The following is a 14,809-nucleotide window of genomic DNA, read 5'->3' as shown; positions in this document are numbered from 1 at the left end:
CGTGGCCGACGAGGTCTTCGAGCATCCGCGGCTCGCCGCGATCTACGACGCGCTCGAGTCCGATCGCTCCGATCTCGACGCCTACCTGGCGATCGCCGACGAGCTGGCGGCACACGAGGTGCTCGACATCGGCTGCGGCACAGGCACGTTCGCGCTGCTGCTCGCCGACCACGGCCGGCGGGTGACCGGGGTCGAGCCGGCGAAGGGCTCGCTGGACGTGGCGCGGGCCAAGCCGGGCGCCGGCAGGGTCCGCTGGCTCCACGGCGACGCCGGCACCCTCCCGCCGATGCGGGCCGACCTCGCCACGATGACCGCGAACGTCGCACAGGCGATCGCCGAACCCGCTGCCTGGGACGCGACGCTGCGCGGCATCCACGCCGCACTCCGGCCGGGCGGGCACCTGGTGTTCGAGACCCGCGACCCGGCCTTCCGCGCCTGGGAGGGCTGGACTCGCGAGGCGTCACACCGGTTCACTGAGATCCCGGACGGAGGTGCGGTCGAGAGCTGGGTCGAACTGGTCGACCTCAGCCTCCCGCTGGTGACCTTCCGCTGGACCTACGTCTTCGCCTCGGACGGGCAGGTGCTGACGTCCGACTCGACCCTGCGCTTCCGCGACCGGGACGAGGTCGAGGCAGCACTGACCGCACAGGGGTTCGCCGTCGCGGAGGTCCGGGGCGCGCCCGACAGGCCGGGGCGGGAGCTCGTGTTCCTCGCCGCGCGGCGTTAGTCCGCCACGCGGGCCAGGATCTCGTCCAGCGCGGCCAGTTCCGCCGCGGGCAGCGCGAGCAGCGAAGCGGGCGGCCTGCCCATGATCTCCGTGGCGATGGCGGCCGCGGCGCGGCCGGTGTCCGTCGTGCTGACGATCTTCGAGCGGCGGTCGTCCGGGTGCACCGTGCGCTCCACCAGCCCGCGCTGCTCCAGGTCGTCCACCAGCACGGTCGCGTACGGGCGGTCGGTCAGCAGCTCCTCGGCCAGCTCGCGCATCGTCATCGGCCGCTTCGCCAGCAGCCGGAGCGCCTTGGTCTTCACGAAGCTCATGCCGAGCCGCTCGACGACCTCCTTGCGCCGGTCGTGCCGGTCGACCACCAGCTCACGCATCCGCTCCCACACGCGGATCGCCGTCTCGCTCACCGCTCGCCCACCGCGATCAGCTCCCCCTCGACGAACCGCGCCGCCGTCCGGCGCGCCCACGTTCCCGTCGTGACGAACCCGAGCACGAGCACCGTGATCCCGCATCCGACCATGATCCACCATGCGACCTGGCTCGCCGGGGCGAACCCGGTCGCGAGCGGACCCCGCACCCGCGACGTCACGACCGCGCCCAGCACCGCCACGCCCAGCGCACCCCCGGTCACCCGGCTCGTCGACGCGACCGCCGACGCGACCCCGGCCTGTTCCCGTGGCATCCCGGACACCGCGGTGTTGGTGATGGGCGGGTTGACCATGCCGAACCCGACGCCGAACACGAAGTACGTCACCACCAGCATCAACAGTGAGGAGTGCGCGGTCAGGGTGGTGAGCAGCAGGCCGGCGGCGATGATGCCGCCACCGCCTGCCATCAGCGGAATCCGCGCACCCCAGCTGCCGACGATCCGCCCGGACACCGGCGACAACGCGAGGATCATCGCCGCGGTCGGCAGCGTCAGCAGCCCGGCGTGCAGCGGCGAGTACCCGCGCACGTTCTGCAGGTAGATCGCGTTGAGGAACAGGAACCCGCCCATGCAGGCGAACCCGGATACCGCGATCAGCGTGGCACCGGAGAACGGGACGCTGGAGAAGAACCGCGGGTCGATGAGCGGTTCCGCCCGGCGTTTCTCGTACGGCACAAGGCAAAGCACCGCGAGCACGGCGAGCGCGAAGCAGCCGAGGGTCTGCGCGGAGCCCCAGCCCGCACGCGGCGCCTCGATGATCCCGTAGGTCAGGCTGCCGAGGATCACGATGACGAGCAGCTGCCCCACCGGGTCGACGCGGCGGGCGCGCGCCGCCCGTGACTCGGGCACGAACACCGCGGCCAGCACGAACGCGGCGATGCCGATGGGCACGTTGATCCAGAAGATCGACCGCCAGCCGATCGCGTCGACGAGCGCGCCGCCGACGACCGGCCCGAGCGCCATGCTTACCCCGAACACCGCGCCCCAGACACCGATCGCACGCGCCCGCTCCTTCGGTTCGGTGAACGTGTTGGTGACGATGGACATCGCGACCGGGTTCAGCATCGACCCGCCGACTGCCTGCACCATCCGGAAGACGACCAGCAGCCCGACGGTCGGCGCGATGCTGCACAGCAGCGAACCGATGGTGAACACCGTCAGCCCGGTCTGGAACGTCCGGCGCCTGCCGAGCCGGTCGGCGGTGGAGCCCGAGAGCATCAGCAGGCTCGCCAGCACGAGCGAGTAGGCGTCGATCGTCCACTGCAGGCTCGACACCCGTGCCGCGAACTCTCGCTGGATGGAGGGCAACGCCAGGTTGACGATCGTGTTGTCCATCGAGACGACGAACAGGCTCATGCAGCAGATCGCCAGCACCAGAAGTCTGCGGCGGTAGGTCAACTCTGGCAAGAACGCTCCAAGGTAGTTGTACGACTATAACAGTTGCTACTGTACAACTTTTCGTGCTGGACACGGAATCATCCAATGATTTAATGTTTGATGCGGCCGTATTCGAGGGAGAGGAACAGCTCGTGACCGGTGAGAGGCGTAGTGCTGCGTGGTTTGGTGCGACGGGTCGGGCGGGGATGATTTATCGGTCGTGGATGCGGAATCAGGGTTTTGGTTCTGAGGTGTTCGACGGGCGGCCGGTGATTGGTGTGGCGGTGAGTGTGTCGGAGTTGGCGCCGTGTAACGCGCATTTGGATCGGGTGGCCGAAGCGGTGCGGCGGGGGGTGTGGCAGGCGGGAGGTTTCCCGTTGGTGTTTCCGACGATGGCCACGGGTGAGACGTTGATGCGGCCGACGGCGATGTTGTACCGGAACTTGATGGCGATGGAGGTGGAGGAGCTTGTCCGGGCGAACCCGTTGGATGGGGTGGTGATGCTCTCCGGGTGTGACAAGACGACCCCGGCGATGGTGATGGCGGCGGCGAGTGTGGATGTGCCGGCGGTGTTGGTGACCGGTGGGCCGATGTTGACGGGGAAGTACCGGGGTCAGGATGTGGGGTCGGGCACGCATGTGTGGAAGTTCGAGGAGGAGCTCAAAGCGGGGCGGATGAGCCAGGAGGAGTGTTTTTTCGCGGAGGGGTGTATGGCCCGTTCGAACGGGCACTGTATGACGATGGGTACGGCGTCGACGATGGCGTGTGTCACCGAGGCGTTGGGGATGCAGTTGCCGGGGTCGGCGTCGTGGCCGGCGGTGGACGCGCGCCGGTTCGAGACCGCGCAGGCGGCGGGGCAGCGGATCGTGGCGATGGTGGAGGAGGGGCTGCGCCCGTCGCAGGTGTTGACGCGGGAGGCGTTCGAGAACGCGATCCGGGTGAATGCCGCGATCGGGGGGTCGACGAACGCGATCATCCATTTGCTGGCGATCGCCGGGCGGGTGGGTGTGGAGTTGAGCCTGGATGATTTCGATGTTCTGGCGCGGGCGGTGCCGACCCTGGTGAATGTGATGCCCTCGGGCCGGTTTCTGATGGAGGACTTCTGCTACGCCGGGGGTGTGCCGGTCGTGATGCGGGACCTGGTGGAACACGACCTGCTGCACGGCTCGGCGTTGACGGTGACCGGGAAGAGTGTCGCGGACAACGTGGCCGGGGCGGAGAACTGGAATCCGGAGGTGATCACGCCGCTGGGGGCGCCGTTCCAGCCGGCCGGGTCCGGGACGGCGGTGCTGCGGGGCAACCTGGCGCCGGGTGGGGCGGTGCTCAAACAGTCCGCCGCCACCCCCGCGTTGCTGACCCATACCGGGCCGGCGTTGGTGTTCGACACCGTGGAGGACTACCACGCGGTGGCCGATGACCCCGGGTTGGAGGTCACCGCGGACACGGTGCTGGTCATCCGCGGCGCCGGCCCGAAGGGCTACCCCGGGATGCCGGAGGTGGCCAACGTCGCCCTGCCGGCGAAACTGTTGAAGGCCGGGGTGAGGGACATGGTGCGGATCTGTGACGGGCGCATGTCCGGCACCGGATACGGCACCGTGGTGCTGCACGTCACCCCCGAGTCCGCCCTCGGCGGACCGCTGGCCCTGGTCCACACCGGAGACCGCATCACCCTCGACGTCCCCCACCGCAGCCTGACCCTGCACGTCGACGACGCCGAACTCGACCAACGCCGCCAGCACTGGCAACCCCCCGAAAACCCCTACACCAGCGGCTACACCTGGCTCTACACCCAGCACGTCCAACAAGCCGACACCGGCGCCGACTTCGACTTCCTCCACGGCACCCGCGGCCACACCATCCCCCGCGACTCCCACTAAGTCTGGTGTCCAGTCAGGACTTCAGCGCCGGCAACACCTTGCCCGACCACGCCTCGAAGAACTTCTCCTGATCCGGGCCGATCTGCTGCACGTACACCTCGTCGAAGCCGGCGTCGACGAACTGGCGCACCGCCTGCACGTGCCGCTCCGGGTCGGGGCCGCACGGGAACTGCTGCCCGACGGCGTCTTCGGTGACGAGCGACGACGCGGCCTTGAACTCGCTGGGAATCGGCAGGTTCCGGCCGAGGTTGCCGGGCAGCAGGTCGCTCGGCCACAGCCGGTGCGCCGTGCGCAGGCCCGCTTTCTCCGAGTCGGCCCAGCACACCTTGATGCCGCCCTGCACCGGCCCCTCGCCCCCGGCGTCGCGGTAGCGGCGCACCAGGTCGGCGTCCGGCATGACCGTGCACAACCCGTCCCCGCGCTCGGCGGCGCGCCGGACGGCCTTGGGCCCGAACGCGGAGATGTAGATCGGCACCGGCTGCTCGGGCAGCGTGTAGATCCGCGCCTGCTCGACGGTGTAGTGCTTGCCGCGATGGGTGACGAGCTTGCCGGTGTGCAGCTCGCGGATCACGTCGATCGCCTCGTCCAGCATGTCCAGCCGCTCGTCCGGGACCGGCCACCGGTCGCCGAGCACGTGCTCGTTCAGCGCCTCACCGCTGCCGACGCCGAGAGTGAACCCGCCCTCGCACTGCACGGCCGCGGTCGCGGCGGCCTGGGCGATGATCGCCGGGTGGATCCGGATCGTCGGGCAGGTCACGGCGGTCGTGATCGGCAGCGACGTCACCTGCGACAGCGCGCCGATCACCGACCACACGAACGGGCTCTGCCCCTGCTCGTCCAGCCACGGATGGAAGTGGTCGGAGATCCACAGCCGCTCGAACCCGGCGTCCTCGGCCATCCTCGCCTGCTCCACGAGCTCGCGGGGGCCGAACTCCTCACACGAAAGGAAGTAGCCGAAACTCACCATGCCGTCCGGCTACCCGGCGGCGCCGGGCTCAATCCCCGGCGGGTTCGGGAAGCAGCCGTGCCACCGGATCCAGCCCGGACATCTCCACCACCCGGCGCACCGGCGCGCCCACGGGCACCAGCAGGTCCAGTTTCATCTGCAGCACCCGCAGCCGCTCGGCGAGCGTGAACAGCACGCGCAGCCCCGCGCTGTCGAGGTACTCCAGCTCCGCCAGTTCGAGCACCACCCGGCTGGCGTCGTTGGTGATCATCCCGTTGATCTCGTCCTGCACCTCGGTGGCATTCGCGAGGTCGATCTCGCCTGCTATCCGGATCCGCACCGACTCGCCGTCCAGCACCGAGGTCAGGTCCGCCGTGGTCATGCTTGCGCCTCCGCTTCGAGCCTGCGGCGGATCACCACTGTGGTGCCTTCGTCGCTCCTGTCGACCTGGACGTCACCGCACTTGTTCATCAGGGTCAGGCCTCGTCCCCGGTTCTCCCCGCGCGCCGGGCGCCAGTGTCCCGTGTCCCGCACCCTGATCACGACCTCCGCACCGATCAGGTCGATCTTCAGGTGTACGGTGCCGCCGGCGGGGCCGTAGGCGTGCTCGACCGAGTTGGTGGACGCCTCCCCCACGGCCAGCAGCAGGTCCCCCGCGAGGTCTCCGCTGATTCCCGCCGACGAGAGCCACCGGCGCATCGCCGCCCGGATGTCCTTGAGGGACTCGGGCACGGCAGGCACGATCATGTCGAGCGAGTTGACCTCTTTCAGGTCCTGCCGCCGGAAGGTCAGGATGGCGACGTCGTCCTCCGAGACGTACTCGCCGATCAGCGTCGTCATGACCTGCGCGCACACCGCGTCGGCCGACGCGGCCCTCACCGTCGAGCGAAGCAGCTCCAGCCCGTCGTCGAGCGGGGCGTACCGGCGCTCGACGAGGCCGTCGGTGTAGAAGCAGGTGATCGTGCCCGGTTGCAGCTCGATCGTCGTCTTGCGGCGCCGGACCTCGCGGATCGCGCCGATCGGCGGGTCGATCGGCAGGTCGGCGAAGTGCGCCGGTTCGCCGGGGCGGGCCAGCACCGGCGCGAGGTGCCCGGCCGAGGACAGGTACAGCCGCCCGAAATCGGGTTCGAGGGTGCCGTAGAGGACGGTGGCCATCATGCCGGGCTCGAAGTGCTGGGCCTTGCGGTCGAGCCGGGTGAGCACGTCGGCGGGATCGGTGGTCTCGAGCGAGTACGCGCGCAGCGCACTGCGCAGGCGCCCCATCACGACCGCGGCGGGCAGGTCGTGGCCGACGACATCGCCGATGACGAGACCGAGCCAGCCGTTCGGCAGGGTGAACACGTCGTACCAGTCGCCGGCCACGTTCGACCCGCCGCCGGGCACGTACCGGGCGGCGAAGTCCAGCGACGGAACCTGCGGCAGCTGCGGCGGCAGCAGGCTGCGCTGCAACGCGGTGGCGGCGGCGCGGGCGGCCTGGGATTGGTGGGCGTGCACGACGAGCGCGATCCGGTCGGCGGCGGCCTGCAGGAACTCGACGTCGTCCTCGGTGAACCGGCGGGGGGTGAGGCTGCCGGCGTGCAGCACGCCCAGCACCTCGCCACTGACCAGCAGCGGGACGCCGACCAGGGTCTGGATGCCCTTCTCCCACAGGAGCTGGTTGACCACCGTGGTGCTGTCGACGCGGTCGAGCATCACCGGCGACTTCTCGGCGGCGACTCGGCCGGCGAAGCCCTTGCCGAGCGGGACGCGCACGCCCTGGCGGACCTCGGTCTCGATGCCCTGCGTGGCGGTGGCGACCAGTTCGCGACCGCCGGGTTCGACCAGCAGCACAGCCACTGTGTCGCTCTGGAGACCTTCGCGGACCCGGCCCAGCAACTCGGTGAGAACCTCGTCGCCCTCGATGTGGGCGAGCGCGCTGTCGCTCACCGATCCGAACCGGCGGAGCCGTTCTTCCGCGCTCGCCGTCGTTGCCATGATCGGTAGTTAACCAGCCTCGGGACTTGGGAAACCCACATCGTTACTCAGCACAAGGTATCCCGGCCACGCCATTCCCGCCAACCGATCAAGCCTTGCATCACCGTGCGTGCCTGACCGGTTCGCCCCGGTAACCCCGCAGCTGGGGAGGGGTGGTGGGGGCGACCGGCCAGGGCCTCAGCCACGTTCGATCAGGTGCCCGACGAAGTCCGGGCCCGGGTGCGCTGCCCCGGAGCCGTCGCGGCGGTCGACCGGCTCGGGGAGCTCCACCGGGTCGCCGTTGCACGCCGCCCCGGCGGGGCGCGGCCCGATCCACGCCACCGACAACGCGTCCTCGCCCTTGAGGAACCGGTGTGCGCGGACACCGCCGGTCGCCCGGCCCTTCGCGGGGTACTCCGCGAACGGCGTCATCTTGACCGTCGTGCCGGTGGCCGTGACCACCATCGGCTCGCCGCGTTCCGGGTCGTCCGTGCGGACCGCGCCGAAGAACACCACGTGTGCCCCGTCGGTGAGCTTGATGCCCGCCATCCCGCCGCTCTTGAGCCCCTGCGGCCGCACCAGCGACACCGACAACCTCAGCAGCGACGCGTCGGACGCCACGAACGCCAGCGTCTCGTTCCTGTTGGTCAGCCAGGTCGCACCGACCAGTTCGTCCCCGTCCTTGAGGCTGATGACCTCGAACTCGTCCGCCCGCACCGGCCACTCCGGCGCGCACACCTTCACCACGCCCTGGCGCGTGCCGAGCGCGAGCCCCGGCGAGTCCGCCGCCTGCTCGCCCAGCGGCGCGATGCCGACGACCCGCTCGCCCTTGTCCAGCGGCACCAGCTCCCGCGCGGCCATCCCGCCGCGCAGCGACACCGTGCCCGCCTGCTCCGGCAGGACCGGCAACGGCAGCACGTCGGTCTTGAAGGCGCGCCCACGGCTGCTGATCAGCAGCACCTGGCTGCGTGCGGTCGAATGCACGAGCGCCGCCACCGCGTCGTGCTTGACGCGGCCGTTGCGCCGCCGCCCTTCCGGCGCCTCCTCCGACTCCGCCGCGGTCCGCGCGACCAGGCCGGTGGCCGACAGGATCACCTGGCACGGGTCGTCGGCGACCTCGCGGGGACCAGCCGGCTGCGACGCCGCCAGCACCTCCTTGAGGTCACCGTCGATCAGCGCCGTGCGCCGCTCGGTGCGGAAGTCCTTGGCGATCTTGGCCAGCTCGTTGGACACGACCCGCTTCAGCACGCCATCGTCCTTGAGGATCTTGGTCAGCTCCGCGATCTCCTCGCGCAGCCGCTCCTGCTCCTCCTCCAGCTCGAGCTTGTCGTACTTGGTCAGCCGCCGCAGCGGGGTGTCCAGGATGTACGTCGCCTGGATCTCCGAGAGCTTGAACCGCTTCATCAGGCCTTCCTTGGCCTCGGCGGCGTTGTCGCTGTTGCGGATCAGGCGGATCACCTTGTCGATGTCCAGCAGCGCCAGCAGCAGGCCCTCGACCAGGTGCAGCCGCTCCTCGCGCTTGCGCCGGCGGTACCTGGTCCGGCGGGTGACGACCTCGTAGCGGTGGGCCAGGAACACGTCGAGCAGCTGCTTGAGCCCCAGCGTCTGCGGCTGGCCGTCGACGAGCACCAGGTTGTTGATGCCGAACGACTGCTCCAGCGGCGTGAGCCGGTACAGGTCCGCCAGCAGCGGCTGCGGGTTCACCCCGACCTTGCACTCGATGACGAGGCGGGTCCCGTTCTCGCGGTCGGTGAGGTCCTTGACGTCCGCGATCCCGGTGAGCCGCTTGGACTTGTTGACCTCGTCGGTGATCTTCTCGATCACCTTCTCCGGCCCGACGCCGTACGGCAGCTCGGTGACCGTGATGGCCTGCCGGCCGCGGCTGCCCTCCAGCGGGCCGATCTGGACCTTCGCCCGCATCCGCACCACGCCGCGGCCGGTCTCGTAGGCCTTGCGCACCTCGTCCAGGCCCAGCAGCATGCCGCCGGTCGGCAGGTCGGGGCCGGGCACGAACTCCATCAGCTTGTCCAGCGAGGCGTTCGGATGGTTGATCAGCCAGCGGGCGGCGCCGATGACCTCGCCCATGTTGTGCGGGATCATGTTCGTCGCCATCCCGACCGCGATCCCGGACGTACCGTTGACCAGCAGGTTCGGGTACGCCGCCGGCAGCACCGACGGCTCCTGCAGCGACCCGTCGTAGTTGGGCCGGAAGTCGACCGTCTCCTCGCCCAGCTCCCCGACGAGCAGCATCGCCTCGGGCGACATCCGGGCTTCGGTGTTGTGGTTCACGAACCCGCCGGCGAGGAAGGAGTGGTCGTCGGACTCGACCCGGACCGAATAGACCTCCGCCGGTTCGGCTGCCGAGACCTCGGTGACCTCCTCGAAGCGGTAGCCGGAATCCATCACCGGCAGGATCGTGGCCAGTACCTCGGTGTCCTTGATCCGGTCGATGATTCGCAGCCGCTCGGTCTCCCACCGCTCGACGCGGTCGAAATTGTGCTGGGTCAGCCACTTCCGGTCGCTGCCGCGGCGATCGAAGTCGAGCGCGCCCCGCACGTAGTCCGCGACGAACGGGACCTTGTCCTGGCTGAGCCGGTGCGGACTCAGGACCGAGCGCCGCAACAACTCGGTCACCTTCGCCCGCTTCGTCTCGAGGAAGCCGACACGCTCCACGAACGCCCGTACGTTGCGAAGCCCGGAGATCACGAGCCGGTGCTCGACTGCGCCACTCGTTCGCGTGTACCGGCAATGCCGGGCGATGACCCCGAACTCGGCAAGCAGCTCCTGAACCTCGCTGGTCAGGCGCTCGCTGTAGCTGGTGTATTGGACGTTGAAGCCGTCCACAGCGAGGCGCGGGCCGCCGTCGCCCTCGAACAGCGCCATCAGGAACGCGCGCTTGACGCCCCAGCCGCCGTGCCAGACGAACTCGGGCACGAACTTGTCCCTGGCCTGGTGACCGATCAGCTCGGCCAGCGGGCTCTCCCGGAACGCCGCCATGCCACCGGCGTAGTCCTGGATGTCCAGCTCGTGCACCTGCTTGCGGTCCCGCCGGGTGCGCCGCGCCGATACATATCGCGGCCCGCCTACGACCTGGTCGTAGGCGTGCAGGACCTCGCCGAAGAAGTGCTCGTCCGTGTTGTTGAAGCCCGCCCGGTTCTCGCTCGCCCGGCCTTCCGAAACCCACGCACCGGCGAGCACGCCGAGCATGTACTCGCGAGCCGTGGGCACTACCTGCAGCCAGGCGTTACGTGCGACGGCCACGACCGCGCCGGGCTTCAGCTCGTCCAGGCGCCGCCACTGGAACAGCGGCACTCCCAGCGGCGCCTCCAGACACAGGACCAGGTGGTTTTCGCTGCCCCGAAGCGAGAAACCCGACTTGGTGGTCGTCCGGATCGTGGGGTGGACGCCGGAGTTGAACACCTTCGTCACCCGGACCGGCTTGCCGTCCTTGTCCAGGACCTCGAAGTCCGCGGCGGCCTCGCTGTCGGCGGGCAGATCCACCACGTCGGCGATGCGCGGGCTCGAGCCGTCCGCGAGCCGGATCCGCGTGTCGCCGACGACGCAGTACCTCGAAGCCGCCGGGCCGTCGTCCGGGCTGCCGAAGTTCCCGTGCCCGTCCACGAGTGGCGCGTTCATCGAGAAGTCCTGTGCCAGGCGGACCATCGCGTCGTAGATCGCCGTGTCGCCGTGGGGGTGGTAGCGGCCCATCACGTCGCCGACGACGCGGGAGGACTTCACGTACGCGTGCGACGGGCGGTAGCCGGCCTCGTTCATCGAGAACAGGATCCGGCGGTGCACCGGCTTCAAGCCGTCCCGCGCGTCCGGCAGGGCGCGCGAGTGGATGACCGAGTACGCGTACTCGAGGTACGAGTCCTCCATCTCGGTCTTGACCGGGTTCTCGAAGACCTGGGCGCCCGCCTGGTCGAAGGCGGCGGGATCGACCCTGGTCGTGGGTGTCTTGCGGCGTGCCATGAGTTCTCCTGCGGCCTCAGATGTCGATCGCGGCCTGGTCCACCCGCGCGGCGGACTCGACCAGCCAGTTGCGCCGGGGTTCGACCTTCTCGCCCATCAACAGGTCGAGCGCGGCCTCCGCGGCTTCCACGTCGTCCAGGGTGATCCGGCGGACCGAGCGGGTGGCCGGGTTCATCGTGGTCTCCCACAGCTCGTCCGCGTCCATCTCGCCGAGGCCCTTGAACCGCGGCACCGGGGTGACGATCTGCTTGCCCGCCTGCTCCAGCTCCGCGGCCTTCGCCTCCATCTCCCGTTGGCTGAAGGTGAAGTGCGTCTCCGGGTTCCGGCCCTTGGTGGTGATCTTGTGCAGCGGCGGCATCGCCGCGTACAGCCGCCCGTCCTCGATGACCGGGCGCATGTACCGGGCGAACAGCGTGATCAGCAGCGTGCGGATGTGCGAGCCGTCGACATCGGCGTCCGCCATCAGGATGACCCGGCCGTAGCGCATCGTCGACAGGTCGAAGGTGCGCCCGGTGCCCGCGCCGAGCACCTGCACGATCGACGCGATCTCGGCGTTCTTCAGCGTGTCGCCCAGCGACGCCTTCTGCACGTTGAGGATCTTGCCGCGCAACGGCAGCAGCGCCTGGTACTCCGACACCCGCGCCATGCGAGCGCTGTTGTGCACGAAGACGCCCGCTTCGAGCGCGAAGTTGTGGTAGCCCTCGACGGTCAGGTCGTACACGTCCGCGGTCTCGGTCAGTTTCTCCACTGCGACCACTTGGTGGTTGACCAGGCTCGCTGCCTCACGCAGCCGGGCGTAGTCACCGTCGTAGTGCGCCAGCAGGCGGTCGAAGCGCAACCCCGTTCGAGCCGTGCGCAGGCGCTGGGTTTCGTATGCCTCGGCCAGTTCGGAGTCCGGCTCCGACAGCACGCCGGCCAGCCGCCTGAGCGCCGCGATGCGGCGCCCCTCGGTCTGCTGAGCGACCCGGTCCGCGCGGGGCACACTCGACACATAACGAGCGCGGCCCTCCTGAACCTTCGCAAGGTGCCCGTTTTCCGGGTCGCGCAACCGCAGCTTCATCCGCAACGAGTGCCGCAGCCCGAACTCCGGATGCTCCTGATGCCAGGCCATGACCGCCGCGCGCTGACGCTCCCGCTCGCTCGGATCGGAGAACTGTTCGGCCGTCTTGTTCGACCGCCACGCCCGCAGATCCTCGTCCTGCCACTGCTCCTTGGACCGCTCGCTCCACTCCGCCCGGCGCCCCGGCTGCGCGAAGAAGATCCGGACGCGCTCGGCAGCCTCGGCGCGGTTCTCCGAGCGCGCCCAGTACGCCGCCTGTCGCTCCCGCATGCGCTCGGCATACGCACTCAGTTCGTCATCGCTGAGCGAGGCGTACCAGTCCTGGAAGCCCTGTTCGATCCGAGCACGGAAGTCGGCATCGTCGTTCAGCCTCGCCAGCCGTGCCAGGCAAGCCTCGCGAAACGCCGGGTCCTCCCACTGAGCTGACAGCATGGCCGACTTGAACTCCAGGCCACCACGACCGAGCCACTCCCGGTAACCGTCGTGAACGTGCTGCCCCATCATCGAGGCATGCAGTGCGGCACGGTCGTCCCAGGTCATCCGCCGCAGGTTGCGGGGATCGTTGTTGCGTTTGTTCACGTCGACGTGGTGGCGGACGTTGCCGTTGTCAGCGCTGTCCAGACCCTGCCGGAGGTTGTGGGCGTCCGCCACGTAGTGGGTGTAGACCCACTCGTCGCGATCGTTCATCCAGACGCGCTCGTACCCGTCGAGCTTGTCGCCCTTCGCCTTGGACGACACGGACCGGTAGAGCGGCATCAGGGAGTCACCGGCCGTGAGTTGGTCGGCTCGCCGATAGGAGCCGTCCCGAAGCCGGAAGAGGTGGTCTGGGGTGCAGCGGACGGACTCATCGTTGTCCAAGGTCACCCGCACCAGTGGCGCATCGCGCTTCGTGAGACGCGGCTCGACCAGCGGTGCCACGACCACCCTGCCCGCCTTGTTCGTCGTATAACCGAAATGCGTGACGCCTCGTGCCCAGTCGCCGGCCAGCTCGGCGAAGGACTTACTCTCCCCCGAAGCCAGCGCGACCCTCGTGTCCGCCGTGAAACAGCCCAGCGCGCTGTCGCCCTCCACCAGGAACAGCTCGCTGCGCGCGACGCCCGTGGTGCGGCAGTCGACCAGCTTGGGCGGCATGGCCGCGCCTTCGAGCGCCGTCTTGCGGCGGGCCGCGTCCTTCTGCTGCTTCTGGGTCAGCCGCACGCGCGCGGCGTCGACCACCTTCTGCAGCACGATCTTGGCCTCGGACTTGGTCTTGCGGTCCTCGGTCCAGGCCTTGAGCTGCTTCTCCACCACCCCCTGGAGCACCCGGGTGATCCCCGCCGTGGACAGCTCGTCCTTGGTCTGCGAGGTGAACTGCGGCTCGGGGATGCGCACGTGGATGACCGCGGTCATGCCCTCGAGGACGTCGTCGACCCCCGGCATGTCCTCCTTGGGCTTGAGCAGCCCGCGGGTCTTGGAGATGGCCTCCTGCAAGGCTTTCACCGCGCCGCGGTCGAAGCCGCGGCGGTGGGTGCCGCCATGCACGTTGCGGATCGTGTTGGTGAAGCACTCCACCGTGCGCTCGTAGCCGGTGCTCCAGCGCAGCGCGACCTCGACCTCGGCCCGTCGCTCCACATTGGACTTCATCACGCCGTTCTCGTCGGCGGCGTTCTCCTTGTAGGTGCCCTCGCCGGTGATCATCAGCGTGCCGGACACCGGCTTGTCGCCGTCCGGGGTCAGGAAGTCCACCATGTCGCGTAGGCCGTTGGGGTAGGCGAACTTCTCTTCGCTGATCGCGTCCTCGGTCGCGGAGCGCAGCACGTACTCCACGCCGGGCACGAGGAACGCGGTGTTGCGCAGCTTGTCGCGGACGCCCTCGACGTCGAGCTTCGCACCGGTCTCGAAGTAGCGGGAGTCGTACCAGTACCGGATGGAGGTGCCGGTCTTCTCGCCGCGCTTCATCTTGCCCACGACCCGCAACCCGGGCTGCGGCGTGAACTTCGCCTTCGGGCCCGCGCCGTCGAACACACCCGGCACGCCGTGCGCGAAGGACATTTCGTGCACCTTGCCGTCCCGTTTGACCGTCACGTCGAAGCGGTGCGACAGCGCGTTGACCGCGGAGGCGCCGACACCGTGCAGGCCGCCGGAGGTCTTGTAGCCCGAGCCGCCGAACTTGCCGCCCGCGTGCAGCCTGGTCAGCACCAGCTCGACGCCCGAGAGCCCGGACTTGGCGTGCTTGTCGGTGGGGATGCCGCGGCCGTCGTCGTCGACCTGGACGCTGCCGTCCGCGTGCAGGGTCACCACGACGCGGCCGGCGTGACCAGCGACACCCTCGTCGGTGGAGTTGTCCACGATCTCGGTGAAGAGGTGGTTGATCCCGCGGCTGTCGGTGGACCCGATGTACATCCCGGGTCGCTTCCGGACGGCTTCCAGTCCCTCGAGGTGCGTGAGGTCGTCGGCCCCGTACAGGGGCTCAGCAGAAGCGGTCACAGGGTCT

8 protein-coding genes and 3 pseudogenes are annotated in these 14,809 nt (G+C 69.4%); 2 read left to right on the top strand and 9 right to left on the bottom strand.

The window, feature by feature from the left end:
• Position 1 precedes the first annotated feature (1 nt).
• A complete protein-coding gene (locus LWP59_RS06325; protein WP_144639729.1) occupies positions 2-727 on the top strand; it encodes a class I SAM-dependent methyltransferase in 726 nt (241 codons plus the stop codon).
• On the opposite strand, the gene LWP59_RS06320 is transcribed toward LWP59_RS06325, so the two are convergent.
• Both LWP59_RS06320 and LWP59_RS06315 read right to left on the bottom strand, forming a co-directional pair.
• Positions 724-1,131 (bottom strand): MarR family winged helix-turn-helix transcriptional regulator, encoded by a 408-nt coding sequence (locus LWP59_RS06320; RefSeq protein ID WP_229857837.1) that lies wholly within the window; start codon positions 1,129-1,131, stop codon positions 724-726. The two genes, LWP59_RS06325 and LWP59_RS06320, sit on opposite strands and share 4 nt — an antisense overlap.
• Positions 1,128-2,558 (bottom strand): MFS transporter, encoded by a 1,431-nt coding sequence (locus LWP59_RS06315; RefSeq protein WP_144639725.1) that lies wholly within the window; start codon positions 2,556-2,558, stop codon positions 1,128-1,130. Before LWP59_RS06315 ends, LWP59_RS06320 begins: the two co-directional genes overlap by 4 nt.
• Before the next feature lie 83 nt (positions 2,559-2,641).
• Between LWP59_RS06315 and LWP59_RS06310 the strand changes: the two genes are divergently transcribed.
• The gene (locus tag LWP59_RS06310; RefSeq protein ID WP_144639831.1) at positions 2,642-4,405 is read left to right on the top strand and encodes an IlvD/Edd family dehydratase; all 1,764 of its coding nucleotides are present in this window, start codon (positions 2,642-2,644) and stop codon (positions 4,403-4,405) included.
• Between the two features lie 13 nt (positions 4,406-4,418).
• On the opposite strand, the gene LWP59_RS06305 is transcribed toward LWP59_RS06310, so the two are convergent.
• The 7 genes and pseudogenes from LWP59_RS06305 to LWP59_RS40600 all read right to left on the bottom strand — a co-directional run.
• Positions 4,419-5,372 carry a TIGR03557 family F420-dependent LLM class oxidoreductase gene (locus LWP59_RS06305; protein WP_144639723.1) on the bottom strand — a complete coding sequence of 318 codons (954 nt, stop codon included), beginning with the start codon at positions 5,370-5,372 and terminating at the stop codon, positions 4,419-4,421.
• A gap of 28 nt (positions 5,373-5,400) precedes the next feature.
• A complete protein-coding gene (locus LWP59_RS06300; RefSeq protein ID WP_144639721.1) occupies positions 5,401-5,733 on the bottom strand; it encodes an STAS domain-containing protein in 333 nt (110 codons plus the stop codon).
• The gene (locus LWP59_RS06295; RefSeq protein WP_144639719.1) at positions 5,730-7,325 is read right to left on the bottom strand and encodes an ATP-binding SpoIIE family protein phosphatase; all 1,596 of its coding nucleotides are present in this window, start codon (positions 7,323-7,325) and stop codon (positions 5,730-5,732) included. Before LWP59_RS06295 ends, LWP59_RS06300 begins: the two co-directional genes overlap by 4 nt.
• A gap of 177 nt (positions 7,326-7,502) precedes the next feature.
• Entirely contained in the window at positions 7,503-11,276 is a 3,774-nt protein-coding gene (locus LWP59_RS40900; RefSeq protein WP_144639717.1) for a DNA gyrase subunit A, read from the bottom strand.
• 16 nt (positions 11,277-11,292) lie between these two features.
• A pseudogene (locus tag LWP59_RS40610) lies at positions 11,293-11,931 on the bottom strand (toprim domain-containing protein); the annotation flags it as partial.
• 6 nt (positions 11,932-11,937) lie between these two features.
• Positions 11,938-13,407 (bottom strand): annotated as a pseudogene (locus LWP59_RS40605) (ATP-binding protein); the annotation flags it as partial.
• Positions 13,384-14,802: pseudogene (locus tag LWP59_RS40600) on the bottom strand (ATP-binding protein); the annotation flags it as partial. The pseudogenes LWP59_RS40605 and LWP59_RS40600, both read right to left, overlap by 24 nt.
• Between the last annotated feature and the right edge of the window lie 7 nt (positions 14,803-14,809).

The organism is Amycolatopsis acidiphila, assembly GCF_021391495.1.
Taxonomy (GTDB): domain Bacteria; phylum Actinomycetota; class Actinomycetes; order Mycobacteriales; family Pseudonocardiaceae; genus Amycolatopsis_E; species Amycolatopsis_E acidiphila.
The sequence above is the reverse complement of the archived record's forward strand: the minus strand, read 5'-3'. Positions and strand labels throughout refer to the sequence as shown.